The sequence below is a fragment of the Pseudomonas sp. 5Vm1k genome, from assembly GCF_056161485.1.
This window is the reverse complement of the sequence record NZ_JBSPCZ010000010.1, coordinates 21,340-47,242: the sequence shown is the minus strand read 5'-3', so window position 1 is coordinate 47,242 and position 25,903 is coordinate 21,340. Positions and strand designations below refer to the sequence as shown.

22 protein-coding genes and 1 pseudogene are annotated in these 25,903 nt (G+C 60.8%); 11 read left to right on the top strand and 12 right to left on the bottom strand.

Annotated features, from left to right (window positions below; all coding sequences use genetic code 11):
* The gene (locus ACWIKB_RS19960; RefSeq protein WP_475268980.1) at positions 1–1,017 is read right to left on the bottom strand and encodes an aldo/keto reductase; all 1,017 of its coding nucleotides are present in this window, start codon (positions 1,015–1,017) and stop codon (positions 1–3) included.
* A gap of 117 nt (positions 1,018–1,134) precedes the next feature.
* Here ACWIKB_RS19960 and ACWIKB_RS19955 point away from each other — a divergent pair, with 117 nt between their 5' ends.
* Complete coding sequence (locus ACWIKB_RS19955) at positions 1,135–2,097, top strand: LysR substrate-binding domain-containing protein (protein WP_475268979.1); 963 nt, start codon at positions 1,135–1,137, stop codon at positions 2,095–2,097.
* A gap of 53 nt (positions 2,098–2,150) precedes the next feature.
* Here ACWIKB_RS19955 and ACWIKB_RS19950 read toward each other — a convergent pair whose 3' ends face one another.
* From ACWIKB_RS19950 to ACWIKB_RS19940, 3 genes and pseudogenes are all read right to left on the bottom strand, one after another.
* Positions 2,151–3,254, bottom strand: coding sequence for an NAD(P)/FAD-dependent oxidoreductase (locus ACWIKB_RS19950; RefSeq protein ID WP_475268978.1), 1,104 nt, complete (start codon positions 3,252–3,254; stop codon positions 2,151–2,153).
* 16 nt (positions 3,255–3,270) lie between these two features.
* Positions 3,271–4,583: pseudogene (locus ACWIKB_RS19945) on the bottom strand (MFS transporter).
* Between the two features lie 271 nt (positions 4,584–4,854).
* The gene (locus ACWIKB_RS19940) at positions 4,855–5,637 is read right to left on the bottom strand and encodes an SDR family oxidoreductase (RefSeq protein ID WP_475268977.1); all 783 of its coding nucleotides are present in this window, start codon (positions 5,635–5,637) and stop codon (positions 4,855–4,857) included.
* A 154-nt stretch (positions 5,638–5,791) separates the two neighbouring features.
* Between ACWIKB_RS19940 and ACWIKB_RS19935 the strand changes: the two genes are divergently transcribed.
* From ACWIKB_RS19935 to ACWIKB_RS19925, 3 genes are all read left to right on the top strand, one after another.
* On the top strand, positions 5,792–6,958 hold the full coding sequence (locus tag ACWIKB_RS19935; RefSeq protein WP_475268976.1) for an iron-containing alcohol dehydrogenase: 1,167 nt from the start codon (positions 5,792–5,794) through the stop codon (positions 6,956–6,958).
* A gap of 13 nt (positions 6,959–6,971) precedes the next feature.
* Positions 6,972–7,286 (top strand): NIPSNAP family protein, encoded by a 315-nt coding sequence (locus ACWIKB_RS19930; RefSeq protein WP_475268975.1) that lies wholly within the window; start codon positions 6,972–6,974, stop codon positions 7,284–7,286.
* Positions 7,287–7,417: 131 nt separating this feature from the next.
* Entirely contained in the window at positions 7,418–8,401 is a 984-nt protein-coding gene (locus ACWIKB_RS19925) for a cyclase family protein (RefSeq protein ID WP_475268974.1), read from the top strand.
* Here the strand turns inward: ACWIKB_RS19925 and ACWIKB_RS19920 are convergent.
* The 3 genes from ACWIKB_RS19920 to ACWIKB_RS19910 form a co-directional block, all read right to left on the bottom strand.
* On the bottom strand, positions 8,394–9,323 hold the full coding sequence (locus ACWIKB_RS19920; protein WP_475268973.1) for a LysR family transcriptional regulator: 930 nt from the start codon (positions 9,321–9,323) through the stop codon (positions 8,394–8,396). The genes ACWIKB_RS19925 and ACWIKB_RS19920 overlap by 8 nt on opposite strands.
* Positions 9,324–9,397: 74 nt before the next feature.
* Positions 9,398–10,981 carry an aldehyde dehydrogenase (NADP(+)) gene (locus ACWIKB_RS19915; protein ID WP_475268972.1) on the bottom strand — a complete coding sequence of 528 codons (1,584 nt, stop codon included), beginning with the start codon at positions 10,979–10,981 and terminating at the stop codon, positions 9,398–9,400.
* Positions 10,982–11,149: 168 nt separating this feature from the next.
* Complete coding sequence (locus tag ACWIKB_RS19910; RefSeq protein ID WP_475268971.1) at positions 11,150–12,088, bottom strand: cyclase family protein; 939 nt, start codon at positions 12,086–12,088, stop codon at positions 11,150–11,152.
* Positions 12,089–12,643: 555 nt separating this feature from the next.
* On the opposite strand from ACWIKB_RS19910, the gene ACWIKB_RS19905 reads away from it, so the two are divergent.
* The 5 genes from ACWIKB_RS19905 to ACWIKB_RS19885 all read left to right on the top strand — a co-directional run bounded on the left by ACWIKB_RS19905 (position 12,644) and on the right by ACWIKB_RS19885 (position 18,954).
* Positions 12,644–12,940, top strand: a complete 297-nt coding sequence (locus ACWIKB_RS19905) for a hypothetical protein (RefSeq protein ID WP_475268970.1) — start codon at positions 12,644–12,646, stop codon at positions 12,938–12,940.
* A gap of 273 nt (positions 12,941–13,213) precedes the next feature.
* Positions 13,214–15,934, top strand: coding sequence for a magnesium-translocating P-type ATPase (gene mgtA, locus ACWIKB_RS19900; protein ID WP_475268969.1), 2,721 nt, complete (start codon positions 13,214–13,216; stop codon positions 15,932–15,934).
* A gap of 222 nt (positions 15,935–16,156) precedes the next feature.
* Entirely contained in the window at positions 16,157–17,806 is a 1,650-nt protein-coding gene (locus ACWIKB_RS19895; protein ID WP_475268968.1) for a Na/Pi cotransporter family protein, read from the top strand.
* Complete coding sequence (locus ACWIKB_RS19890; RefSeq protein ID WP_475268967.1) at positions 17,794–18,147, top strand: DUF2493 domain-containing protein; 354 nt, start codon at positions 17,794–17,796, stop codon at positions 18,145–18,147. The genes ACWIKB_RS19895 and ACWIKB_RS19890 overlap by 13 nt, the downstream gene beginning before the upstream one ends.
* A 36-nt stretch (positions 18,148–18,183) precedes the next feature.
* Entirely contained in the window at positions 18,184–18,954 is a 771-nt protein-coding gene (locus ACWIKB_RS19885; RefSeq protein ID WP_475268966.1) for a hypothetical protein, read from the top strand.
* Positions 18,955–18,965: 11 nt separating this feature from the next.
* On the opposite strand, the gene ACWIKB_RS19880 is transcribed toward ACWIKB_RS19885, so the two are convergent.
* Positions 18,966–19,880: a pyridoxal-phosphate dependent enzyme gene (locus tag ACWIKB_RS19880; RefSeq protein WP_475268965.1), complete on the bottom strand. Its 915-nt coding sequence runs from the start codon at positions 19,878–19,880 to the stop codon at positions 18,966–18,968.
* A gap of 113 nt (positions 19,881–19,993) precedes the next feature.
* On the bottom strand, positions 19,994–20,785 hold the full coding sequence (locus ACWIKB_RS19875) for an SDR family NAD(P)-dependent oxidoreductase (protein WP_475268964.1): 792 nt from the start codon (positions 20,783–20,785) through the stop codon (positions 19,994–19,996).
* A gap of 124 nt (positions 20,786–20,909) precedes the next feature.
* Here ACWIKB_RS19875 and ACWIKB_RS19870 point away from each other — a divergent pair, with 124 nt between their 5' ends.
* Positions 20,910–21,848, top strand: coding sequence for a GlxA family transcriptional regulator (locus tag ACWIKB_RS19870; RefSeq protein ID WP_475268963.1), 939 nt, complete (start codon positions 20,910–20,912; stop codon positions 21,846–21,848).
* 200 nt (positions 21,849–22,048) lie between these two features.
* Complete coding sequence (locus ACWIKB_RS19865) at positions 22,049–22,708, top strand: methyltransferase family protein (protein WP_475268962.1); 660 nt, start codon at positions 22,049–22,051, stop codon at positions 22,706–22,708.
* Positions 22,709–22,830: 122 nt separating this feature from the next.
* Here ACWIKB_RS19865 and ACWIKB_RS19860 read toward each other — a convergent pair whose 3' ends face one another.
* The 3 genes from ACWIKB_RS19860 to ACWIKB_RS19850 all read right to left on the bottom strand — a co-directional run bounded on the left by ACWIKB_RS19860 (position 22,831) and on the right by ACWIKB_RS19850 (position 25,791).
* Positions 22,831–23,499: an HAD-IA family hydrolase gene (locus ACWIKB_RS19860; RefSeq protein ID WP_475268961.1), complete on the bottom strand. Its 669-nt coding sequence runs from the start codon at positions 23,497–23,499 to the stop codon at positions 22,831–22,833.
* A 164-nt stretch (positions 23,500–23,663) separates the two neighbouring features.
* Positions 23,664–24,071, bottom strand: coding sequence for a response regulator (locus ACWIKB_RS19855; RefSeq protein WP_475268960.1), 408 nt, complete (start codon positions 24,069–24,071; stop codon positions 23,664–23,666).
* 112 nt (positions 24,072–24,183) lie between these two features.
* Complete coding sequence (locus tag ACWIKB_RS19850) at positions 24,184–25,791, bottom strand: GMC family oxidoreductase (protein WP_475268959.1); 1,608 nt, start codon at positions 25,789–25,791, stop codon at positions 24,184–24,186.
* Between the last annotated feature and the right edge of the window lie 112 nt (positions 25,792–25,903).

The following is a 25,903-nucleotide window of genomic DNA, read 5'->3' as shown; positions in this document are numbered from 1 at the left end:
TCAACCTCCAATGATTGGCAGTGGTGCGCGCTCGGAAACCAGCTTCGCCTCACGCAATGCCTGCCAGAACGCCGCAGGAATGACCTCCGACAACGCGGCCACATCTTCAGCGATGCGGTCAGGACGGCTCGAACCCGGAATCACCGCCGCCACCGCCGGGTTGGCCAGGGAGAACTGCAACGCCGCCGCTTTGATGCTGACGCCGTGGGCCGCCGCAATTCGCTTGATCTGCTCGACTTTATTGATGATCGCCGGGCTCGCCTTTTGATATTCGAAATGCGTACCGCCAGCCAGGATGCCCGAGCTGTAAGGGCCACCAACCACGATTTCAACGTTCTGCGCCAGCGCCGACTCCATCAAGCGCTGTAAGGCGCGGTCATGATCGAGCAGCGTGTAGCGACCGGCCAACAGGAAACCGTCCGGCTGGGCTTCGGTGAGGTCCAGGGTCAGTTCGCACGGCTCGACCTTATTCACGCCCAAGCCCCAGCCCTTGATCACGCCTTCTTCGCGCAAACGCGTCAGTACTTTGAACGCACCGGTGCGGGCCTGGTTGAAGTATTCCAGCCATTGATCGCCGTAGAAGTCCTGGGCGATATCGTGGACCCAGACGATGTCCAGGCGATCGGTTTGCAGACGCTTGAGGCTGTCCTCGATCGAACGCATCGTCGCGTCGGCGCTGTAGTCGTTGACGATTTTGTTCGGGCGACCGTGTTCGAACACGCCGGCCTTCTCGCCCAGATCACGGGCGGCGGTGTCTTCGATTTCATCAAGGATCACTCGGCCGACTTTGCTGCTGAGCACGTAGTCGTCGCGGTTGTACTGTGCCAGCGCGGTGCCGAGGCGAATTTCCGACAGGCCCGAACCGTAGAACGGCGCAGTGTCGAAGTAACGCACGCCGGCATCCCAGGCGGCGTGCACGGTGGCCATCGCCTCTTCTTCCGGGATGGCGCGGAACATGTTGCCCAATGGGGCGGTGCCGAAACCCAGCGCGCCGGGCAGTTTGTCTTTCAAGCTCATGGGTAGTTCCTCTTGAGTGTCGAGGTCAGCTTTGGTGACCGTTGAGCCGATCGTAGATTGCCGTGGTCGGACCGTCCAAGACATAATGCGCAGCACTTGAGTCCCCAGAGGTCTGACATGATCGACATCCGCCAATTGCGCTACTTCGTCGCCGTCGCCGAGGAAGAACACGTCGGTCGCGCCGCCGAACGCCTGCACATTTCCCAGTCGCCCCTGAGCCGGCAGATCGCCCAGCTCGAAGAACGCCTGGGCCTGACCCTGTTCGAACGCAGCCAGCAACGCATCCGCCTGACCCGCGACGGCCAGACCTTCCTCGCCGAAACCCGCGCCTTGCTGACCCACGCCAATCGCCTGGAATCCCTGGGCAAGCGCCTCGGCCGCGGTGAAGAAGGCGGCTTGTGCATCGGCTATATCGAAAATGCGATGCACGCTGGCGTGTTGCCGAATGCCCTGCGTGTGTTGCGGGTGGACCGACCGAACGTGCACGTGGCGCTGTACAACCTGAGCTCTGCCGAACAATTGGAAGGCCTGCGCCAGCGTAGTCTGGATATCGCCCTGGTGAGCGAGCCGCCCGTCGCCGACGACCCGGATCTGTTGGGTTTTCAGGTGCTGGACGACCCGATGCTGCTGGCCTTGCCTGAAGATCATCCGCTGGTTCAGCAGGCGGTACTGACACCGGAAGATCTGGCCGATCAGGAATGGATTGGCGTGCAACACCACCATAATCTCACCGGCCGCGAAAACTTCGTCAGCGCCTGCATACGCGCCGGCTTCACTCCGGACATCCGCATGGAGGCCACCGGCCCCTTCACTGCATTGGCCCTGGTGTCCTCGGGACTGGGCATTGCCATGATTCAAAAAGGCCTGAGCCGCAATGCACCGCCAGGCGTGGTGCTGCGGGAAGTGCCTTGGATTTGCTTCACCCGACCGCTGTGGGCGGCGTGGCACCGGATCAATTTACGGCCGTTGGTGGAGACGTTCAGGAAAGTCCTGACTGAACCGGGTTCATTACAGCAACCACAATCTCCTGTGGGAGCGGGCTTGCTCGCGAAGACGTCGAGTCAGGCAACATCTGCATGAACTGACACACCTCATTCGCGAGCAAGCCCGCTCCCACAGTGGATTTGTGGTGTTTAACGGATCTCGGCAACTACCCGCTCCGCCAACGCCAGGCAACTGGTCAACCCCGGCGACTCAATACCAAACAGGCTCACCAGCCCCGGCACACCATGCTCCGCCGGACCGCTGATGATGAAGTCAGCGGCCGGTTCCGCCGGGCCAGTGATCTTCGGCCGAATGCCGCTGTAAGCCGGTTGCAAACTGCCAACCGGCAACCCCGGCCAGTAGCGGCGGATCGCCTGATAAAAACCATCGGCCCGATGCGGATCGACGCGGTAGTCAATGTGCTCGACCCATTCCACATCCGGCCCGAACCGCGCCTGGCCACCCAGATCCAGCGTCATGTGCACACCCAAACCGGCACTTTCCGGTGCCGGATACACCAGGTGCCGAAACGGCGCCCGACCGCTGAAACTAAAGTAACTGCCCTTGCACAATCGCGCTTTTGGAACGTGCTGGAGTGGCAAGCCGCTGATCCGGCTCGCAACCTCAGGCGCGGACAACCCGGCGCAATTGACCAGTTCGCGGCAGCTCAAAGTCATCGGTTGCGCGCCGCCCATTTGCAGCTCGAAACCTTGCTCGATACAACGCGCTGCCAGCAATGGCGTGTGAAACGCAACCGACGCCCCCGAGGCTTCAGCGTCCGCTTGCAGCGCCAGCATCAACCCATGGGAATCAACAATGCCGGTGGACGGCGACCAGAGCGCAGCGACGCAGGACAATTCAGGTTCCAACTCCCGCGCCTGCTCGGCATCAAGCCATTGCAAGTCATCGACACCGTTGCGCAAACCCTGCGCGTGCAACCGTTGCAACGCCGCTCGCTGATCCTCATCGGTCGCAACAATCAACTTGCCCAGCCGCTGATAATCAACCCCGCGCTCATCGCAAAAGGCATACAAACGTTGTTTGCCCTCGACACACAGTTGCGCCTTGAGGCTGCCACTCGGGTAATAAATCCCCGCATGGATCACCTCGGAATTGCGCGAGCTGATGCCCACGCCAACCCCCTCGCCGGCCTCGACCACAATCACCTCGCGCCCGCTCAAGGCCAAGGCCCGAGCCACCGCCAGACCGACCACCCCAGCCCCGACCACCACACATTCGATATCGACGCTCACCTGCCCTCCGCTCATTTCAAGCCAGACCCCGTTCCCGATAATCGATCAGGCTGGAGAAAATCGCCAGCAGCAGGGCCATGACCACAAAGAAGATCAGTACCAGGAAGTACGACCCGGTGAACTGCACGATCAAGCCGATCAGGATCGGCACGATCACTCCGGCCATGTTGCCGCAGAAGTTCATGGTGCCGGCCAGCACACCGGTTTTCGAGGTGCCACCGAGGATCGACGGAATGCACCAGTACATGCCGCACCAGCGAATGAAAAACATCGCCACGCAGAGCAGGCCAATCGCCTTGCTCGCCTCGTTCGCATAGGCCACCGCCAGCATGCACAGCGCCGCCACCAGCGCCGAACCGCTGAACCGCTGAACATGCTGCGCATCACCAGGTTGGGCGAGGCGCCGCTGGATTTCCATTTATCGCCGAGGTAACCGCCGACCAGTTCACCGACGAAGCCACACATGAAGATCAGGAAAGTCGCGCCGCCCATGCTGGAAATGTTCAGGCCGTGAGTCTGGTGCAGGTAGCTCGGCATCCAGGTCAGCAAACCGTAGAACACGCTGAGGATGCAGCAGTAACCGGCGAACATCGCCAGCACCGAGCGGTCCTTGAGCAGCTCTTTCAGGGCAATGCTGGTGACCGCGCCAGGTTGGCTGGTCTTGCGATTGCCTTCGGTGATGTGCGCCAGTTCCGCAGCGTTGACGCCGGGGTGTTCGCTGGGGTGGTTGCGGATGTATTTCCAGGCCAGCACACCGGCGAGCATGGTGCCAATCCCGGCGATCACAAACGCAATGCGCCACGAGTCGAACCAGCCGATTAGGCCGGCGATGATGATCGCGCCAAACGCACTGCCCAATGGCGCGCCGCCGTCCACCAGCACCGCGCCGCGCCCGCGTTCGTTAGGGGTCAGCCAGGCGCCGTTGAGTTTGGCGCCGGCGGGCATGATCGGCGATTCGGCGATACCTAGGCCCATGCGTGTGATGAGCAGCAGGATCCAGTTGTGCGCACCGGCGGCCAACGCCTGGAACGCGCCCCAGGCGACGGTCGCAATCACGATGACGCGGCGGGTCTGGAAGCGATCCAGCAGCATCCCGCCGGGAATCTGCATCAGCGCGTAGGACCAGAAAAACGCACTGAGCATCAAGCCTTCCAGCGCCGGCGGGATTTGAAATTCGCTGGAAATCAGCGGCAAGGCCACCGACAGCGAGGCGCGGTCGATGTAGTTGATCGCGGTCAGCAGCAACATGATCAGGAAGATTCGCCAGCGCACGCTGGTGGGACGTTCAGCGGCGGACAGGGACAGTGTTTCGGCACTCGGATTGTTCATGAGGGGCGCTCTTTATTGTTGTGGATGCAAGCGGCCCAATGCCTGTCTGTGAAAATGCAAAACCTGTGGGAGCGGGCTTGCTCGCGAAGGCGGAGTGTCAGGCGATGTCAATATTGACTGAACCACCGCCTTCGCGAGCAAGCCCGCTCCCACAAGGGATCTTCATTACCGGCAGGCATTCGGCAAGCAACCCCACTCTAATCACGCGCCCGACGGGTGAATAATGAGGGGATCTGATTGGGGGATCACCAAACGTCATCCCCCGAAAAGATCAGAACGTGCCGGGGTAGCTGCCGCCGTCCAGCAACAGGTTTTGCCCGGTGAGAAAACCGGCCTGGGCGCTGCAGATGAACGCGCAATAAGCACCGAACTCATCGGGCTGGCCGAAGCGCTGGGCCGGCACATGCTTGCGCCGCTGCTCGCTGATGCTCTCGACACTGGTGCCGTTGGCATCGGCCGCAGCGCTGAGGGTTTTGTGCAAGCGCTCGGTTTCGAATGGGCCAGGCAGCAAGTTATTGATCGTCACGTTGTTGCCCGCCAGCCGCGCCTGACGTGCGAGCCCGGCGATAAAACCGGTGAGGCCGCTGCGGGCACCATTGGACAAACCCAGCACATCAATCGGAGCCTTCACCGCGCCAGAGGTGATGTTGACGATGCGCCCGAACCCGCGTTCGGCCATGCCATCGACGCACGCCTTGATCAGTTCGATGGGCGTGAGCATGTTGGCGTCCAGCGCCTTCAACCAGTCTTCGCGCTGCCAGTCACGGAAGTCACCGGGTGGCGGGCCGCCAGCGTTGTTGACCAGGATGTCGACCTGCGGACACGCCACCAGCACCTGTTCGCGCACCTTTGGTTCGCTGATATCCCCGGCCACCGTGCGTACTTCGACGCCCAGGCTGCGCAACTCTGTAGCGGCGACCTGCAAAGTGTCATCGCCCCGGGCATTGATCACCAGGTTGACGCCCTCCTTCGCCAAGGCTCGCGCACAGGCCAGGCCCAAACCTTTGCTGGCCGCGCAGACGATGGCCCAGCGGCCTGATATGGCTAAATCCATGACGATGCTCCTGACAGTTGAAAACCCTACGTTACCACTGCACCCCGACGCGTCAGGGGATGACAAAGAGTGATCAGCGGATCAGACCTTTTCATTATCAGCCGCCCGCCCCGCTTATTACTGTCTCCCGACCAATAAGAAACCGGAGACACCCATGAACCCGTTCCAGTTTTATTTCCCCACGACCTTGAAGAGCGGCAACGGCCTGGTGCGTCAGGCCGGTGCATTGCTTAAGCCGCATGTTCGAAAAAAACTGCTGGTGGTCACTGATCAAGGGCTGATCGCATCCGGGGTGATGGAAAGCTTTTTCGCCTCGTTGGCCGAAAGTGCCATCGACTATGAAGTGTTCGCCGGCGTCGAGCCCAATCCCACCACCGACGTGCTGGAACGCGCCGTGGCCTTCCTGAAAAACCACGAGTGCGATTCGGTTATCGGTGTCGGTGGCGGCAGCAGCATCGACACCGCCAAGGGTGTGGCGGCCATGGCCACCAACCCCGGTAACATCCTTGACTACGAAGGCTACGACAAACTGCTGCACCCGCCGCTGCCGGTTTTCGCCATCCCGACCACCTCCGGCACCGGCAGTGAATGCACCGCGTCCACGGTGTTCACCAACACCAAGACCTTGTTCAAGACCGTGATCATCAGCCCGGCGCTGTTTCCAAAACTGGCGATTCTCGACGCGGAATTGACCCTCAAGTTACCGCCGTCGATCACTGCCGCCACCGGCATGGACGCCCTGACCCACGCCATCGAATCCTATGTGTCGAAGCAGGCCAACCCGGTGAGCCAGGCCCTGGCCCTGCAAGCGATCAAAATGATTTGCACGCACCTGCCCAAGGCATTCTTCACCGGTTCCGACCTGCATGCCCGGGAACAGATGCTGCTCGGTTCGTTCCTCGCCGGCGTCGCGTTTGCCCAGTCAAAACTCGGCAACGTGCATGCGATCTCCCACACCTTCGGCGGCGTGTTCAACATCCCCCACGGCATCGCCAACGCGACGCTGCTGCCCTACGTCATTGAATACAACCTGGCGGCCTGCCCGGAGCTGTTCCGCGAGATCGCCATCGCCATGGGTGAAGACGTCGACGGCCTGAGCCCGGCCCGCGCCGGGCGCAAGGTTGTCGAGCACGTGATGGCACTGAACCAGGCCATCGGCATTCCCGCCAACATCAAGGACCTGGGCGTGGACCTCGACTACATGCCGCAGATGGTCAGCGACTCGATGCGCAGCGGCAACGTGTTGGTCAACCCACGCCTGACCACCGCCGCCGACATCGAACGGATCATCAGCAACGCCTACCACGGCACTCATTCCTAAAGAGACGAATCCCATGTTTTACGAAATGCGCACCTACACGATCCAGATCGGAAAAATGCAAACCTACCTCAAGCACTTCGAAGAAAACGGCCTGCCGGTGATCTCCCGCTACGCCACGCTGGTGGGCTGGTGGTACACGGAAATCGGCGAGTTGAATCAGGTGATCCATATCTGGGCCTACGCGAGCCTGGATGAGCGGATCAACAAGCGTGCGGCGCTGTATCAGGACGCGGACTGGCTGGAAGGGTTTGTGCCGATTGCGTTCCCGATGCTGGAAAAAATGGAATCGAAACTGCTGATCGCCGCGGATTTTTCACCGATCAAATAATCCCTGACCAACCACAATTTCCCCCTGTGGGAGCGGGCTTGCTCGCGAAGGCGGAGTATCAGTCGCCATAGATGTGCCTGACACACCGCTTTCGCGAGCAAGCCCGCTCCCACAAATCCAAGGACAACCTCATGTGCGACCACAACACCAATAACACCGCCGCCGACCGTTCTCCCGACATCAAAAAACTCCTCGAAGGCCTGCCCACCAACTGGGGAAAATGGGGCCCGGACGATGAAGTCGGCGCCTTGAATTACCTGCAAAGCGCCGAGATCCTGCGGGGCATCGCCTCGGTGCGCCAGGGCAAAACCTTCACCCTGCAAGTGCAGATCGGCCATCCCAAAGGCGAACCGCTGTGGCCCGGCCGACGCCCGTCGATGCGGGTCAACGTGCTGGACAAGGGGCATTTCCTGGCTGGTAAAACCCACTTCGATGGCCACGTCGAATACGCCGACGATGTGATCTTCATGCACCTGCAAGGCTCGACCCAGTACGACGCCTTGGGCCATGTGTGGCACGACAACAAACTGTGGAACGGCTATGACGCGATGAGCACCATCGGCAGCATGGACAAGGCCAGCATCCTGCCAATTGCCGAGCGCGGAATTGTAGGGCGCGCGGTGCTGATCGACATCGCCCGTCATCGCGGCAAAGCGGTATTGGACAAGGGTGAAACCTTCACTCACCTCGACCTTCTCGAAGCCGCCAAAGCCCAAGGCATCGAGATCGAGAAACGCGACATCCTGATCATCCGCACCGGGTGGATCGGTTCCTTCTACGAGCGTGAACCGGAAGAGTTCTACAAGGACTTCGCCGAGCCGGGCCTGACCTTCAGCCGCGAATTGGTGGAATGGTTTCACCAGATGGAAATCCCCAATCTGGTCACCGATACCATGGCCAACGAAGTGGCGGTCGACCCCACCACTGGCGTGCTGATCCCATTGCACAACGCCTTGATGCGCAACCTCGGCATCACCTTCACCGAAGTGGCGCTGCTCGATGAGCTGGCCAGCGATTGCGCCGCCGACGGCCAGTGGAAATTCCTCTACACCGCCGCGCCGCTGAAGATCGTGGGTGGCACCGGGGCGCCGGTCAATCCGATTGTGATCAAGTAGTCAGGTCGTTCTGCAGTTCATTGATCAGCAGGGTCGCCGCCGGAGACAGATCGGCGCCGGCCCGGCTGATCACACCGTAGGGCTCGATCAACGCGCGCAACGACACCGGCAGCTTCACCAGCAAATCGTATTGCTCGCAGAATTCGGCGACTTCTACCGGGATCACCGCCAACAGCGTCGGGTCCTGCTGCACCAACAGAATGGTGGCGAAAGTCGAGGACGTTTCCAGCGGATAGCGCGGTATCTCCAACCCTGCTTCGTTGAGTTCGCGCTCCAGGGCCTGGCGCATCGGCATGTCCTTGGGATAAACGACCCAGCGGTAATCGCTCAGTTGTGCCAGTTGCAACGACTCGGCACGGGCCAGCGGGTGCTCCTTACTGGCGACCACCGCCAAGGGTTCTTCGCTTAGCTCAATGCAGTCGTAAGCGTCCGAACGCTGGCCAACGCTGGTGCGACAAATCGCCAAATCCAGCCGTCCCTGATCCAGCAACCCGAGCAACGTGGCGCTGGTGTTTTCCACCAGTTCCACCGACAACTCTGGCTGCTTGAGGCGCAACGCGCTCAAGGCCCGGGTCAGCAACGGCACCGCGCCCATGATCACCCCCACCGACAACCGCCCGCCCTGGCCCTGCATGATACTGAGCATTTCCTCGCGCAGGTGCTCGACGTCGCTGTAGATCAACCGCGCATACCGAATCATGCAGCGACCCATTTCATTGGCCACCAAACCTTTGGGCTGGCGCTCGAACAGCGGCATGCCGAGCAGCGACTCGACTTCATGCAGGGCTTTGGTGGCGCCGGACTGGGAGATCGAAATCTGCTCGGCAGCCTTGTGCAACGAGCCACGATCATCAAGGGCGATCAGCAGCCGCAATTGTTTGAGTCGCAAGCGCGAAGCGATGCTGCCAAGGGAAGGAACCATATCGGTGGGTGCTCGATTCAATGGACAAATCCGTCAAGGCCCACGCCGACACATACCGGCGTGGGGGTACGTGGTCAGCTCAGGGGCGCCCCGCTCCACTGGCCATTGACCAGTCGATTGAGGCCCAGTGGATTAGCGTTTTGCAGCGCCTCGGGCAGGTACTCATCAGGATAGTTCTGGTAGCAGACCGGGCGCAGAAAGCGATCGATGGCCAGGCTGCCAACCGACGTACCGCGCGCATCCGAGGTCGCGGGATAAGGGCCGCCATGCACAATCGCATCGCTGACTTCGACACCGGTTGGATAGCCATTGAGTAGCAAGCGCCCGACCTTGTCCTCAAGCAATGGCAGCAAGTCGCCGAAGCGATCCAGGTCAGCCGGTTCGGCAATCAGCGTGGCGGTCAGTTGACCGTGCAAACTGTCGAGCACCGCGCGCAACTGTTGCTGATCGGCGACCTCCACCACGACCGTCGCCGGGCCGAAGATTTCCTCCTGCAACAACGGATCAGCGTCGAGCAACAACTGGGCATCGGCCTTGAACAACTGCGGTTGTGCCTGGGACTCACCCTGCGGTTGACCGGCCAGGCGATTGACGCCGTCGTGAGCGGCAATGTGCTGAAGACCTGCGCGATAGCTGTTCAGGGCGCCGGTATTGAGCATGGTCTGAGCCGGTTGCTGGCCCATGCGTTGGGCGAACAGGTCGAGGAATTCGCTGAATTGCGGCGAGCGCAGGCCGATGATCAGGCCGGGGCTGGTGCAAAATTGGCCGCACCCGAGGTTGACCGAAGCCGTCAGCTCCTCAGCGATTTTTGCGCCACGGCTCTTGAGCGCTTCAGGCAGCAGGACCACCGGGTTGATGCTCGACATCTCGGCGAACACCGGGATCGGTTGTACCCGGGCGGCGGCCAGATCGGACAAGGCGCGGCCACCCTTGAGTGAGCCGGTGAACCCCACAGCCTTGATTCCATCAGCCTTGACCAGCGCCTGGCCGACGCCCGCCCCATAGATCATGTTGAACACGCCCGTTGGCATCGATGTGCGTTGCGCTGCACGTACAATCGCGCTGGCCACGCAGTCGGCGGTTGCCATGTGCCCACTGTGCGCCTTGAACACCACCGGGCATCCGGCGGCCAGCGCCGAAGCGGTATCGCCGCCAGCGGTGGAAAACGCCAAGGGGAAATTACTCGCACCGAACACGGCCACTGGACCGACGCCGATGCGGTACTGACGAATATCCAGCCGTGGCAGAGGCGTGCGCTCGGGCAATGCCTGATCGATGCGCGCACCGAGAAAATCACCTCGACGCAGCACTTGCGCAAACAAGCGCAACTGGCCGGTGGTGCGATTGCGTTCACCGCGAATCCGTCCCTCTGGCAACGCGGTTTCCTGGCAGACCCGCGTTATGAAATCATCCCCCAGCCCGTCGATCTCCTCGGCAATCGCTTCAAGGAATTGCGCGCGGCGCTGTGGCGATAACTGACGAAACGGTGCAAAGGCGCGCGTGGCCGCAGCCACCGCTAGCGTGACTTCCTGCTCATTGGCCTGATAAAAAACGTAGGGCAGCGGTTGCCCGGTGTTGGCGTCGAAACTGTGCAGGGTCTCGCGACCCAAGGCACTGCGCTGCCCGTCGATAAACTGCTGGCCCAAAATATCGGACATCAAAAACTCCCTCGCCGGCACTCGGCAGACGATCACTCGAATTGAAGAGATACGCCCAAGGCGCACACTTCACTCTAGGGGTTGGGGTCATGAGCAAACAAAGGACAACAACGGGCCAGGGGATGAGCATTCGTCATCCCCTGGCCCGTCGACGTTGAGCTGTCGCTGTCAGTGAATCGCTACCGGGTTGATGTTGACCTGCGTCGAGCCCTTGTACAGCGGCTGACCAAGGACAAACATGAACTCCCACGCCTTGTCTTTCACCAGCGCGCGACTGTCGATCAGTTCCAGGTTGTAGATGCCGTTCTTGGCCAGCATGTACTGGTTGACCGGGAATTCCTGGCCGTCTTTGGCCGGGTAGATTTCCGAAGCCCAAGTGTCGCCGCCGAAGGCAACGATTTGCTTGTCCACCAGCCATTTGGCGGCGGCCATGCCGATGCCCGGTTCTACCGCGAGGAACTTCGCGTTGTCCTTGCCCAGCAGCTCCAGCCAACCGGTGTTGAACAACACCACGTCGCCTTTCTGAATGGTGATGCCCTGCAGGTCGAGGGCTTTCTGGATGTCGGCGACGCTGAATTCCGTTTTCTCCGGCACGATTGGGGTGCCGTATACAGCAGTCATGTCCAGCACCACGCCACGGGTGACGATCGGTGGGACCTTCTCGATGCCGAGTTTCTTCACGCCTTCGACAGTGACGAAATCGGCGGCGCGATTGCCGTTGTAGTAGACGTAATCGATGCCGATATGGCCGATGCCATTGAGCTGGGTGCCGACGCCGGTCCAGCCCACCACCAGTTCATCGTTGAAGGTGAATTTGTTCGGGCCCATGGTGGTGCCGCCCGCTTCGCCCGGCTGGACGTTGGTCAGGTTGAAACTGCGATGACGGAACGCCGGGAGGGTTTTGTCGATGGGCACGGCCAGCGGGTAGGTCTTGCCGGTCTTGATCAGTTTAGCGGCGTTGAGCACCGAGTCGGCATTGAGCAGATTGAGCGCACCGATTTCATCGTTGGCGCCGTATTTCGAGGGGTACCACTTTTCGGCATCCGCGGCTTGAGCGGCACTGAAGGTGAAGAGCAAGGTGAAGGGCAGTATCAAACGATTGAGCATGGAGGCGTCCTTGTGGGATTGCAGTGAACCCAAGGTACGCAGCCCTTCCGTGCGGAAACAGACAGGTGCGGGCAATACAATTGTTCTGGGAAGTCACGAGTAATGCGAGTCCCGTAGGAGCGAGGCTTGCCCGCGAAAGCGTCGTGTCAGTCAACATCATTGTTATTGACACACCGCCTTCGCGGGCAAGCCTCGCTCCTACAGGGGAACTCATCAAACTCACAATTAACTGTCATTTACCTGAACCAACTCTAACTTCAATAAACAGACCCTAAGTTATCCCAATCAATTGCGCTTTAATCAGGTATTGAAGGTTGACTTCACCCACCGCCCTGAGTAAATTGCGCGGGCCGGTTTCTCAGGCCTTTTTTCAACTCACAAAAGAATCCAATGGACACAGTATCTAGTCGCTGTCGGGTAACTGCGAATTCGCAGGATCTGGCACACAACCCAGAACATGACGGGACTCGACTTTGCGGTCGGGTGAGCTGCGCTAGAGCTTGATGCTCCACCGTAACTTGCCTCGCCGGCGTCAGTCCGGTCCAGAGGTATGTTATGAACTTCAAATCCACTGTAATGCCCGGCGTACGCGCCTTTGCATCGACCATGCGGGTCAAGCTCTGCCGTGAGCGTCTCGTCACGGCGGCGGCCCGCGCGCCGTTTTCCAGCCATTCTTCCCCTGCCAAGGCGCACCTGCGTGCCAACTGGCGCGTCTGCCCGATGACGGGTCAGCTTCAGCAACGCTGGAGCGTCGACGACAGCCAGGAACCACCGAGTCGGCGCATCGCCCGCCTGTTCCAGCAGGCGAGCCTGATGCTCGGCCTGACCCTCGGGGCGCGCACTTTCAATTGAACTGAAGGCACTTTAAAAGTCCTTCCCTGACGTTTTCCTTATAGAGGAATTCGGCAACTTCTTATTGCCTGTTAAATAGTGAGTTAGTTATGGACGAAGCCAGTAGACGGTTCGCTGCCCACAACTATTCAGTTGATGGCCAGCGAACATTAAACCCTGAACACGCAACTATCAGAATCGATCGCTTATTGGCGGCTCGACATACGTGCGCTCGTCTTTAATTAGCTGAGGTGCCTGTGTGTCGTGCCGCGAGCCTGCGGCAGGAGCACAGCAATGACCCTTGTAAAAACCGCAAAGAAAACCACCCAAGGCGCCAGCAACGACAACGCCAAACTGTCGATGCGCGCCGCCCGGGAAGCGCAAAACGGCCTGGCCGTGACGCTGACCAACCTCAACGCCACCACCGATGGCCTGACCGAACTCGAAGCCCAGGGCCGTCTGGCGCGCAACGGTCACAACGAAGTGGCCCACGACAAGCCGCCTCACGCCCTCATCCAACTGCTCAAAGCCCTGAACAATCCCTTTATCTATGTGTTGCTGACCCTGGCCGGCATCAGTTTTTTCACTGATTACTGGCTGCCGATCAGCAACGGCGAAGCGGATGACGCCGACCTGACCAAAGTCATCATTATCATGACCATGGTCAGCCTGAGCAGCCTGCTGCGGTTCTGGCAGGAATATCGCTCGGCCAAATCCGCCGAAGCGCTGAAAGCCATGGTGCGCACCACCGCCACCGTGCTGCGCCGCGAGCACAAGGACGGCCAATCGCGGCTGCGGGAAGTGCCGATGCGCGACCTGGTGGCCGGCGACATCGTGCAACTGAGCGCTGGCGACATGATCCCGGCGGACATCCGCCTGATCGAATCCCGTGACCTGTTTATCAGCCAGGCCGTGCTGACGGGCGAAGCATTGCCGGTCGAGAAGTACGACACCCTTGGCAACGTGGCGCAGAAATCGGCCACCAGCAGCGCGCCTGATCAATCGAACCTGTTGGACCTGCCGAACATCTGCTTCATGGGCACCAACGTGGTCAGCGGCACCGCCAAAGCCGTGGTGGTCGCCACCGGTGCGCGGACGTACTTCGGCTCCCTGGCCAAAGCCATCGTCGGCTCCCGGGTACAAACCGCGTTCGACCGTGGGGTGAACAGCGTCAGTTGGTTGCTGATCCGCTTCATGCTGGTGATGGTACCGATCGTGTTCCTGCTCAACGGTTTCTCCAAAGGTGACTGGGGCGATGCATTCCTGTTCGCCCTCGCCGTGGCCGTCGGTCTGACCCCGGAAATGCTGCCGATGATTGTCAGCGCTAACCTGGCCAAAGGCGCGATGGCCATGGCCAAGCGCAAAGTGGTGGTCAAGCGCCTCAACGCGATCCAGAACTTCGGTTCGATGGACGTGCTGTGCACCGACAAGACCGGCACCCTGACCCAGGACAAAATCATCCTTGAGCACCACGTCGACGGCCATGGCCGGCGCGATGATTCGATCCTCGAACTGGCGTGGCTTAACAGCCATCACCAGAGCGGTTTGAAAAACCTGATGGATCAGGCGGTGGTGCAATTTGCCAACGCTAACCCGAAGTTTCGTGTGCCGTTCGCCTACAGCAAGGTCGATGAATTGCCGTTCGACTTCGTGCGGCGGCGCCTGTCGATCATCGTTAAGGACAGCCGCGACGATCACCTGATGGTGTGCAAAGGCGCGGTCGAGGAAATGCTTTCTATCGCCAGCCACATCAACGAAAACGGCCAGGTGATCGCGCTCGATGCTCAGCGGCGCAAAGACTTGCTGGCCCTGGCAAACGAGTACAACGAGGACGGCTTCCGGGTGCTGCTGGTGGCCACCCGCGACATCCCCAAAGCCCAGAGCAAAAACCAGTACCACACCGCCGATGAGCGCGACCTGGTGATTCGCGGCTTCCTGACCTTCCTCGATCCACCAAAGGAAACCGCCGGCCCGGCGATTGCCGCGCTGCGGGACATGGGCGTAACGGTCAAGGTGCTGACCGGCGACAACGCCGTGGTCACCTGCAAGATCTGCCGCGAAGTCGGGCTCGATCCGGGCACTCCGCTGCTCGGCCAGGACATCGAGCACATGGACGACACCACGCTCAAGCTGCGGGTCGAAGAACGCACGGTGTTTGCCAAGTTGACGCCGCTGCAAAAATCCCGAGTGCTCAAGGCCCTGCAAGCCAACGGTCACACCGTGGGTTTCCTCGGCGACGGCATCAACGACGCCCCAGCGCTGCGCGATGCCGACGTCGGGATTTCGGTGGACAGCGGCACTGACATTGCCAAGGAATCGGCGGACATCATCCTCCTGGAAAAGAGCCTGATGGTGCTCGAAGAAGGCGTGCTCAAGGGTCGGGAAACCTTCGGCAATATCATGAAGTACCTGAACATGACCGCCAGTTCCAACTTCGGCAACGTGTTCTCGGTGCTGGTGGCCAGTGCGTTCATCCCGTTCTTGCCGATGCTGTCGATCCACCTGCTGCTGCAAAACCTGATGTACGACATCTCTCAGCTGGCGTTGCCGTGGGACAAGATGGACAAGGAGTTCCTGAGCAAACCGCGCAAGTGGGATGCGAAGAACATCGGCCGTTTCATGCTGTGGATCGGGCCGACCTCGTCGATCTTCGACATCACCACGTTTGCCCTGATGTGGTACGTGTTTGCCGCCAACAGCGTGGAAATGCAGAGCCTGTTCCAGTCCGGCTGGTTCATCGAAGGGCTGCTGTCCCAGACGCTGGTGGTGCACATGTTGCGCACCCAGAAGATTCCGTTTTTCCAGAGCACCGCGGCGTTGCCGGTGATCCTGGCGACCGGCGTGGTGATCTGCCTGGGCATCTACATCCCGTTCTCGCCGCTGGGAACGCTGGTCGGCCTGGTGCCGTTGCCATGGGAATACTTCCCTTGGCTGGTGGGCACGTTGCTCAGCTACTGCGTGGTGGCGCAGACCATGAAAACGATCTACATCCGCCGCTTCAAGCAGTGGTTCTGATCGCCTGAACCGCAAACCCTACGGGGCCGGGCCTGGCAACCCGCCCCTGTAGGAGCTGCCGAAGGCTGCGATCTTTTGATCTTTAGCAATGCCAGCCTCGCCACACATCAAGATCAAAAGATCGCAGCCTTCGGCAGCTCCTACAGGGTCAGGTGTTCATCAGATACCGCTATATGGCTCTTGGGCCGTCAATCAATGCATACGAAATAAAGGAGAGTTCTCATGTCGGGAACGACTCTACTGATCAACCTCGCCGGCGCCATTGCGCTGTTGTTGTGGGGCACGCACATGATTTCTTCGGCGCTGTTGCGCGGCTTCGGCACGCCACTGCGCCGCTGGATGGGCCAGCACCTGAACAATCGCTGGCTGGCATTGCTCGCGGGCATCGGCATCACCGGCATCTTGCAAAGCAGCACCGCCGTCAGCCTGATGGCCACCTCCTTCACCGCCGCCGGCACCCTGGGCCTGGCCCCGGCACTGGCGGTGATGCTCGGCGCCAACATTGGTTCGACGCTGGTCGTGCAGTTGCTCAGCGCTGACATTTCGATCCTTACGCCGATGGTGTTACTGACCGGGCTGATTGTTTTCCGGCTACGGGATGACTCGCGCTTCGAAAGCATCGGCTGTGCGCTGATCGGCCTCGGGCTGATGCTGATGGCCCTGCACATGCTCGGCTCGACGCTGGCCGAAGTCGAAGGCGCAGCGGTGTTCCAACTGATCATGCAGAGCCTGGAGGGCGACTTGCTGATTGCGCTGCTGGTGGCGCTAATCCTCACCTGGCTCTGCCATTCCAGCGTGGCTGTGGTGCTGTTGATTGTGTCCCTGGCGGCAACCGGGATGCTCTCGGCGACCACCATCGTCGCCCTGGTGCTTGGGGTGAATATTGGCGGTGCATTGCCGTCGGTGATCAATGCCGGCTCCAACGTCGGCCGACGCCTGCCACTGGGTAATCTGCTGGTGCGCACGCTGGGCGCGGTGGTGGTATTGCCGTTGGCCGGTTTGCTGGCATCGCTGAACTTCAACCCCGCCGCGCTGGTGGTTTACCTGCACACGGGGTTCAACCTGCTGCTGGCGCTGGTGTTTATCGGCTTCACCGCACCGCTGGCCAAACTGCTGACTCGTCTGCTGCCGGAGCCGCCGCGAGATGTCGATCCGGGCATGCCGCGCTACCTCGACGAAGCCGGGTTGGAGGTGGCGAATATCGGCCTGTCCAACGCCGCCCGCGAAGCCCTGCGCATCGCCGACATGCTTTCAGCCATGCTTGAACGAACGCTGCAACTGTTTCATACCTCGGCGTCGGTATGTGCCGATGAGGTACGGCGCATCGATCAATCGCTGGATGTTCTCAGTGCGGCGATTCGTGCGTATCTGGCGGACATCGGCCAGGAAGGGATCAGCGACAGCGATGCTGATCGCGCCCAGGAAATCCTCACGTTTGTGATCAATCTGGAACACGCGGCGGACATCCTTTCCAGCAGCCTCACGCAACTGGCCATGCGTCGTTTGCGTCGTGGTGAACACTTCTCGGTGTTCGAACTGCGCAATATCGCGCCGCTGCACGAGGCGCTGCTGGAAAGCCTGAGCCTGGCAATCACCGTGTTCCTGCGTGAAGACATCGGCACCGCGCATCAACTGGTCCAGCGCAAGGAAACCGTGAGAAGGCTGGAAGCCGAAGCCAGCCGCGCGCACTTTCGCAAACTACAGGAGGACAAAAGCACCTGGGCCGAATCCGGCGACATCTTCCAGCGCGTGCTGCGCGACTACCGCCGAGTGCATCACCACATCGCCGCCCTCGCCTACCCATTGCTGGAACGGGCCGGCGAGCCGCTGGGTGATGATCAGATCAAGGAAACCTCGCCATGCGCGTCCTGATCTGTGCCGGTCGCCATTACACCGACAACCGCCAGTGCCGCCGGGTGCTCGACGCCTTTCAGCGCCTGCACCCGGTGCAGGTGCTAATCCATGGCGGCAATCAATACCTGGGCGCCGATATCGAGGAATGGGCCCGGGAGCACGGCGCCGACATCGTGCGCTACCCACCCAACTGGCAACGCCACGGCAAACTCGCCGAACGCCTGCGCAACCACTTCATGCTGCGCGACAGCCGCCCCGACGTCGTCATCGCCCTGCCCGGCGGCGAAGACACCGAAGAACTGGTCGCCCAGGCCCGGGTGGCGGGGTTGCAAACCTTAACCGTAGAGGATCGCGGCTAAGCCGCGACTGCCAACAACACCCTCGAGGAAATCCTCATGCAAAAACCAACGCGCGTGTTCACGTCTTTCACGCGCAGCCTGCCGCCCTCTCAGGGCCGGACGCTGCGCCGCAATCTGCTGTTTGTCAGCCTGACCTTGGGCGTGATTGCGCTGTTGACCACCCTGTCCAACGCTCGTGCCGCGGGTGGTTCGTACACCGTGGATGACGCCGGCATCAACGCTCCCAGCGAATGCAACATCGACGCCTGGTATCAGAACGGCCGGCACACTTCATCCAGCAATAGCGTGGTGTCACAAGACTGCACATTCAAAGGCCTGCCCAACGTGCAACTCGGTGCTGCCGTGCAATACAGCCGTGAGGATGGCAGCGGGGAAACGCAACTGAGCCCGCAGTTCAAGGCGCAGTTATTTTCCTGGAACGAACTCGGGCTTGAATTGGCACTGGCCGGCTCGGCCCATGTTGCCGTCAATCGTGCGCATGCCTTCGATGGCGGCGACCTGAACCTGCCGCTGACCTACCAACCGCTGGAGACCCTGCGCCTTAATTTCAATACCGGTTGGTCTCACGCCTATGACGATGGCGAACAGAACCATCGCTGGACTTGGGGCACGGGCGTGGAATACGACCTCGCCCGCTCCCTGACATTGATCGCCGAACGCTACGGCCAGCAAGGTGGCGAACAGGCGTGGCAAGCCGGGCCACGGCTGCACATTGGCGAGCGGATTGATGTGGATCTGGTGCTGGGGCGAAGCCTGACGGGTGAACGTGACCAGTGGCTGACCACAGGGACGACGTTGCGGTTTTGAAGGCGATTCGGCTAATGGTGCCGCGCCCACCCGGCCACCAATTGCGCCGTGATACTCACCCCGCCACAGACGATGATCACCACGTCATGAGCTTCGGCAATCGCCGGGTGATCGAGGTACGCCACCGCCAGTGAAACGCCGCACGCCGGCTCGACCAACTGGCGCAAGTCGCTGGCGTAGCGGACCACGCCCATGATTGCCTCGTCATCGCTGAGCACCACGCATTCGTGGGTAAAGTCGCGAATGTGTTCGACCGGCCACGCCGCCACTTGAATCGCACCGAGGGACGTGGCCACCGTGCTGATCCGCGCCAGCCGCACCGGATGCCCGGCTTCGACTGCGGCGGCAAACGAGGCTGCACCTTCGGTTTCACAGGCGACGATCCGGCAGTCCATGCGGTTGTGGCGGATCAATCCGGTGAGAATTCCTGCCAGCAACCCGCCGCCGCCCACCGACGCCACCACGACATCGACTTCGGGGCAATCTTCGAGAATCTCATCGATCATCGTGCTGTGCCCTTCCCACAGAAACGGATGATCGAAGGCTGGCACGTATTCAGTGTGCGCGCCCCGTGCAAGTTCCTTGGCCCGTTGATTGGCTTCGTCCCAGATTTTGCCGTGTACGAGCACCTCGGCTCCGGTTTTGCTGATCCGGGCACGAGTGCTTTCAGGGGTGGTGTTGGGCACGACGATGCAGGCTTTCAGGCCCAGGCGGGCGGCAGCGACGGCGGTGGCAAACCCGGCGTTACCACCGGACGGACACACCACTTTGCGTTTGCCTTGCGCGGCGGCCTGACTGCACAAAAGCCCCATGCCACGCAGTTTGAACGAGCCGCAGGGTTGCAGGTTTTCCAGCTTGAGCCAGATGCGCCGGGTTGGCGTGGACAGGGTCGGGTGCAGAATCAGCGGTGTACGGATGTGCAGCATCGGGGGCTCCTGGTAACACCCCCGGGCCCGTCGAAATCCTTCAACGAGCCTGGGATGAAAAGGTGAATGGGCCTTATCCAAGCTTAGTTCACCCCCGCCCCGCACCGGCGGTTTCAGCGATAACGCGATGCCGCCATGGAGTGGCCGAACAGCCCGGACAGCGCCAAGCGTTGAGCCTCGTAAGCGTCCCACTTGTCGCCCTGGTGCAGGCTCGGAATGGTCACCACTTCACCGTTCGCCAGCCCGGCGAGCGCAGCATCGACCATGTCCTGGGCCGACATCACGATCTCTTGCGGCAGGTTTTCCACCGGGTTACCAGCCTCGTTCCAGAAGTCGGTGGCGGTGGCGCCGGGCAGCACGGCCTGGATGCGGATGCCCTTATCGGCCAGCTCATGCTGCATGGACTGGCTCAAGCCAAGTACAAAGGCTTTGGTCCCGCCGTATACGCCGTTAAGGATTTCCGGGCCAATGGCGACAATCGAAGAGATGTTGATCACCGTCCCGGCGCCACGGGCGACGAAGCCCGGCACCACGGCGTAGGCCAACCGCATCAGCGCGGTGACGTTGAGGGTGATCATCTCCTCCATCTCATCCACCGGACTGCCGAGCAGCGGCATGACCGCGCCGACCCCGGCGTTGTTGACCAGCAAGGTGATGCTGGCGTCGGTGCGCAGGATGTTTTCCACCCGCAACAGGTCGGCCTTATCTTTCAGGTCAGCGGCGACCACTTCTACGGCGCGCCCGGTTTCATTGCTCAAGTGGTTGGCCAGGGTGTTCAATTTACTTTGGCTGCGGGCGACCAGAATCAGGTCGTAGCCTTGCCGGGCGAGACGGTCGGCGTAGACCGCGCCAATGCCCGAAGAAGCGCCAGTGATCAGCGCGGTGCCTTTGGATGAAAGTGCCATGTCGAGTTTCCTTCACAGTAAGGCGAGATGCTCGCCGGGTGTGAACAGTTATAAAGGGCTTCACACCCGTCTCAAATGACGTTTAAAGTACGTTTTCAGGACATTACCTTTTGAGGACACATTGATGACTTCCGTGGCGTTTGTGGTGTTCGACGGTTTCCAGTCCATGGCGCTGGCGGCCATGCCGGTGTTCGAGTACGCCAACTTCAGTGCCGGCGAAGCGCTGTATGAAGTGAGCGTGTTGTCCGAAGATGGCCGCACATTGCGCGCCTCGGGCGGTTTGAGCGTGGGCACCGAGGCCTTCGATGAGCGGGTGTTCGATACGGTGATCGTAGTGGGTGGTGATTCCATCATCGAGGTCGCTCCCAACGCGGTGCTGACCTATCTGCGCGACAGCATGAAAACCGCGCGACGCACGGCATCGATTTGTTCCGGGGCGTTTGTCCTGGCCCAGGCCGGATTGCTTGAAGGACGCCGCGCCACCACCCATTGGGCGTATGCCCGGGAGCTGCAGGCACGGTTCCCGACGATCAAGGTCGAGGAAGACCGGATATTCGTGATCGACGGCTCGATCTGGACTTCTGCCGGCATGACCGCCGGTATCGACCTGGCGCTGGCCATGGTCGAAAAGGACCACGGCGCCGAACTGGCCCGGGCCGTGGCGCAGAAACTGGTGATGTACCACCGCCGTGCGGGCGGTCAGTCGCAGCATTCGGCGTTGCTGGAACTGGAGCCGAAATCCGACCGCATCCAGACCGTGCTCGGCTACGCCCGGGAGCACTTGGCGTCGGCGCTGTCGGTGGAGCAATTGGCAGAGGTCGCGCGACTCAGTCCACGGCAGTTCAGCCGGGCGTTTCGCGCCGAAACCGGGCAATCGCCAGCCAAGGCCATCGAGAACCTGCGCCTGGAAGCCGCGCGGCAGCTGCTGGAACGGGGGCGGTTGACGCTGGATCAGATTGCCGAGGAAAGCGGTTTCAGTGATCGGCGAAGGATGCGCGAAGCATTCCTCAGGGCATTCGGGCAGCCGCCGCAAGTGATTCGGCGCAATGCCAGATCCGCATGACCCTGCTGCTGGTGATCAGAAGCCCGACACCAAACCTGTGGCGAGGGAGCTTGCTCCCGCTGGGTTGCGCAGCGGCCCTGAAAATCTTGTGAGCGCTACGCACTCAAGCGGGAGCAAGCTCCCTCGCCACAAGAGCCGCTCAACAATCCCCCGCTCCAGACACTATCTACACTTGTCTTATGTAGCCTGTGGAGCTCGCCATGAACATCTCGCCCAAACTGGCATTTTTCGCCGTTGTATCTACCCTCGCCTACCTCGGCCTCGCGGTGTGGGGGTTGGGCGGGTTTGCGGCGTTCTTTTCCCATGGCTCGCTGGTGGTGGTGGCATTGGCGACCGTGGCGATGGCGGTAGCCTCGTTGTTTACCGAGGTCAACCTGAGTTCCGGCGAACGGGAAGACCGGGCCAATCGCTGGGTGCTGCCGGTGTTCGGGATCATCGGGTTGCTCAGCGGCTACCTGCCGGCCTACACCGACCGCATCGACTTCTGGACCTTTGGTGGCGAGGGCGTGCGTTGGCTGGGTGCGCTGCTGTTTATTGTCGGCGGTGCATTGCGCTTGTGGCCGGTGTTTGTACTGGGCAAGCGTTTCAGCGGGTTGGTGGCGATTCAGCCGGGACACACGCTGGTCACCGACGGGATCTACCGCACCTTGCGCAACCCCAGTTACCTGGGGCTGATGGTCATTGGCATCGGTTGGGCGCTGGCGTTTCGCTCGGTGGTCGGCCTGATTCTGGCGGCACTGACTCTGATCCCGCTGATCGCCCGGATTCACTCCGAAGAAGCGCTGCTGCGGGCGCAGTTCGGTCGTGAATATGAGGATTATTGCGGCAGGACGTGGCGGCTTATCCCCGGCATCTACTGACACACCCCGATCAACATTGTGGGAGCGGGCTTGCTCGCGAATGCGGTGGGTCAGCCAATATCAATATCGACTGACACGACGCCTTCGCGAGCAAGCCCGCTCCCACAGGGGATTGGGGTTGGTCAGGATGAATGCAGGCGGATCCGGTGGTCGGGATCTACCCGGACCTCGACCGCATCGTAATCAGCCATCGTGGCATGCGGCGTCTGTATCGGATGATCATGCGTCGACGTAATCACCAGCAAATCAGCCTTCGCCGCTTCCGCCGCCTGAATCCCCACGGTGGCGTCTTCAAAAATCAAACACTCCGTCACCTCAACCCCCAACCGCTGCGCCGCCAATCGATAACCGGCCGGATCAGGCTTGCCCGCTTTGACATCTTCGGCCGTGACCATCACCGAGGGCTCGGGAATCCCCGCCGCCGCCATCCGGCGCAACGCCAAGGCCCTCGGCGCCGACGTGACAATCGCCCACTGCCTGGCAGGAAGCATCTTCAGAAACGCAGCCGCGCCAGCCACCTCGACAATCCCTTCCACGTCCTCGATTTCCGCCTCGGTAATAAACGCGGCTTCAGCCTCGGCATCCACCCCCGGCAAGGCCTGGCGATTGATGGTATCGATGGCGCGAGCGCCGTGAATGGTTGGCAGAAAGGTCGCGACATCGATGCCATGGCGCAAGGCCCATGCTGTCCAGATTCGCTCGGCGGCGGCGATGGAGTTAAGGACGGTACCGTCCATGTCGAACAGAAAGGCGCGGTATGGGGTATTGAAGACAGATTGTTGAGCAGGCAAAAGACAGCTTCCTATCGCAAGGGGCCAGGCAGGTGTGGGGCAATGTACCACCGACAAACGATCACAATCGACGTAGGAGCTGCCGAAGGCTGCGATCTTTTGATCTTGCTTTCAGGCAGCTGTGAAAACGCCGAAGATCAAAAGATCGCAGCCTTCGACAGCGCCTACAGGGGACGGTGTGACTTCAGGGCCCCTTCGACGCAATCAAGCAACTGCCCCAAAGCCCAGGGCTTCTTGATGAAGGAAACCGCATGCCTCACCCCGGCGCTCTCCGGGGTTTCGAAGCCGGACATGATCATGATCGGCTTTTCCGGCCAGCGATCACCGAACTCATTGGCCAGGTCTGCGCCATTGCGTTTGCCGGGCATGGTGATGTCCGTCAACAACAGTCTGACCTTGCCCGCGTGTTCTTCCAGGTACAGGGAGGCCGCATCGGCGCTGATGTGCGGCTCAACGACAAAGCCTTCTTCCTGAAGGATTTCGCAGAGAAACTCCAGAATCAGCGGGTCGTCCTCCACCACCAGTATCAAGCCGTCAGGTAACGACTCGCCCGCCATTGTTATTGGATTCATGACCTGACCACTCCCTGATTGCATCAACGATTTCATGGCTCAAATCCGCCACCTATCAGGTATGAGCGGCGCAGCCAGCGGAAATTCATTTTTGATACAACCCGAGTCGAAATCAGGCGTCCTGCAGAATCAGATCAGCGCCCTTCTCCGCCACCATCAGCACGGCGGCGTGGGTATTGCCGCTGGTCACGTTGGGAAAAATCGACGCATCGACGATGCGCAATCCGTCAATTCCGTGAACCTTCAACCGCTTGTCGACCACCGACCGTTGGTCGTCCGCGCCCATCGCGCAGGAACCGCACAGGTGGTAGATCGAACCGCTGTTCTCGCGAAAGTACTGCAACATCTGCTCGTCACTTTCGACCACCGGCCCCGGCAACACCTCGGCGACAGTGATGCCCTTGAGCGCCGGCGCCTGCATGATTTTGCGCATCAGCCGACTGCCCTGGATCACCTCGTCGATGTCCTTTTGCGTGCTCAGGTAGTTGGGGTCGATCAGCGCCGCGTCCCGAGGGTTTTTCGAGGCAATCTCGATATGCCCGCGACTGGTGGGGCGGCACGGGTTGAAGCACAGCAGGAAACCTGAATACGGTTCGGGCTTGAGGCTGGCTTTGTTGTTTTTCGGGATCTGGTACGACAGCGGGTTGAAGTACAGCTGCAGGTTTGGATTGGTCTGCGCTTCATTGCCACGAAAGAAGCCGCCCGCCTGGTTGACGCTCATCGCCAGCGCGCCTTTGCGGGTCAGCAGGTATTTGAGGCCGAGCTTGAACTGACCGAACAACGAACTGAGCTGATCGTTGAGGGTCGGGATGTTGGCCTTGTAGTAATAGCTGGCGCACAGGTGATCCTGCAGGTTCTGCCCCACCGCCGGCAGGTGTTTGACCAGCGGGATCTGGTGCTTGGCCAGCAGCGCTTGATCGGCGACGCCGGACAATTGCAGGATTTTCGGCGTGTCCACGGCACCGGCGCAGAGGATCACTTCCTTGCGCGCCGTGAAGGTGCGGACCACGCCGTGCTGGGTCACGGAAATGCCGGTCGCCCGCTCGTTATCGAACAGCACGCGATCCACCAGGGCGTAATGCTCCACCGTCAGGTTTGGCCGACTCAGCGCCGGGTGCAAATGCGCGAAACTGCTGGAGCAACGCTGGCCGTCCTTGGTGTTGACGTCGTAGATGCCCGAGCCTTCGAATTTCGGGCCGTTGAAGTCGTCACTGTGCGGGTAGCCGAGTTCGTCGCAGCCCTTGAGGAACACATCACAGATCGGGTGGGTCTGGCCCTTCATCGGGGTGATGCTGATCGGGCCGCTGCCGCCGTGGTATTCGCTGTCGCCCAGCGGGTGGTTTTCCAGTTTGCGGAAGTACGGCAGCACGTCCTTGAAGCCCCAACCGTCGTTGCCGTTGGCCGCCCAGTCGTCGAAGTCATGGGCCTGGCCACGGACGTAGACCATCGCGTTGATTGAGCCCGAGCCACCCTGCACTTTGCCGCGCGGGGCATAGATTTCCCGATTGTTCAGCTGCTTTTGCGGCTGGCTGTAGTACATCCAGTTGAAGGTCGGGTTGTAATACATTTTCGCGAAGCCGACCGGGATCTTGAACCACAAGGAACTGTCTTTGCCGCCCGCTTCCAGCAGCAGCACCGTGTACTTGCCCGAAGCCGTGAGGCGATTGGCGAGGATGCAGCCGGCGGCGCCTGCGCCAGCGATGATGTAGTCGTATGTCATGTAAGTCGTTGTCCAAATAAACCGTCAGGCGCAAAACCCCTGTGGGAGCGGGCTTGCTCGCGAAAGCGGTGTGCCAGGCACCATAGATGTTGAATGTGCCGGCCTCTTCGCG

Excerpts from the sequence above, each read along its gene's own strand:
- ACWIKB_RS19955 (WP_475268979.1), top strand. The coding sequence starts at position 1,135 with ATGATCGACATCCGCCAATTGCGCTACTTCGTCGCCGTCGCCGAGGAA.
- ACWIKB_RS19915 (WP_475268972.1), bottom strand. The coding sequence starts at position 10,981 with ATGTCCGATATTTTGGGCCAGCAGTTTATCGACGGGCAGCGCAGTGCC.
- ACWIKB_RS19885 (WP_475268966.1), top strand. The coding sequence starts at position 18,184 with ATGCAAAAACCAACGCGCGTGTTCACGTCTTTCACGCGCAGCCTGCCG.
- ACWIKB_RS19930 (WP_475268975.1), top strand. The coding sequence starts at position 6,972 with ATGTTTTACGAAATGCGCACCTACACGATCCAGATCGGAAAAATGCAA.
- ACWIKB_RS19925 (WP_475268974.1), top strand. The coding sequence starts at position 7,418 with ATGTGCGACCACAACACCAATAACACCGCCGCCGACCGTTCTCCCGAC.
- ACWIKB_RS19940 (WP_475268977.1), bottom strand. The coding sequence starts at position 5,637 with ATGGATTTAGCCATATCAGGCCGCTGGGCCATCGTCTGCGCGGCCAGC.
- ACWIKB_RS19850 (WP_475268959.1), bottom strand. The coding sequence starts at position 25,791 with ATGACATACGACTACATCATCGCTGGCGCAGGCGCCGCCGGCTGCATC.
- ACWIKB_RS19905 (WP_475268970.1), top strand. The coding sequence starts at position 12,644 with ATGAACTTCAAATCCACTGTAATGCCCGGCGTACGCGCCTTTGCATCG.
- ACWIKB_RS19935 (WP_475268976.1), top strand. The coding sequence starts at position 5,792 with ATGAACCCGTTCCAGTTTTATTTCCCCACGACCTTGAAGAGCGGCAAC.
- ACWIKB_RS19875 (WP_475268964.1), bottom strand. The coding sequence starts at position 20,785 with ATGGCACTTTCATCCAAAGGCACCGCGCTGATCACTGGCGCTTCTTCG.
- ACWIKB_RS19865 (WP_475268962.1), top strand. The coding sequence starts at position 22,049 with ATGAACATCTCGCCCAAACTGGCATTTTTCGCCGTTGTATCTACCCTC.
- ACWIKB_RS19895 (WP_475268968.1), top strand. The coding sequence starts at position 16,157 with ATGTCGGGAACGACTCTACTGATCAACCTCGCCGGCGCCATTGCGCTG.
- ACWIKB_RS19890 (WP_475268967.1), top strand. The coding sequence starts at position 17,794 with ATGCGCGTCCTGATCTGTGCCGGTCGCCATTACACCGACAACCGCCAG.
- ACWIKB_RS19910 (WP_475268971.1), bottom strand. The coding sequence starts at position 12,088 with ATGCTCAATCGTTTGATACTGCCCTTCACCTTGCTCTTCACCTTCAGT.
- ACWIKB_RS19855 (WP_475268960.1), bottom strand. The coding sequence starts at position 24,071 with ATGAATCCAATAACAATGGCGGGCGAGTCGTTACCTGACGGCTTGATA.
- mgtA (WP_475268969.1), top strand. The coding sequence starts at position 13,214 with ATGACCCTTGTAAAAACCGCAAAGAAAACCACCCAAGGCGCCAGCAAC.
- ACWIKB_RS19880 (WP_475268965.1), bottom strand. The coding sequence starts at position 19,880 with ATGCTGCACATCCGTACACCGCTGATTCTGCACCCGACCCTGTCCACG.
- ACWIKB_RS19870 (WP_475268963.1), top strand. The coding sequence starts at position 20,910 with ATGACTTCCGTGGCGTTTGTGGTGTTCGACGGTTTCCAGTCCATGGCG.
- ACWIKB_RS19920 (WP_475268973.1), bottom strand. The coding sequence starts at position 9,323 with ATGGTTCCTTCCCTTGGCAGCATCGCTTCGCGCTTGCGACTCAAACAA.
- ACWIKB_RS19960 (WP_475268980.1), bottom strand. The coding sequence starts at position 1,017 with ATGAGCTTGAAAGACAAACTGCCCGGCGCGCTGGGTTTCGGCACCGCC.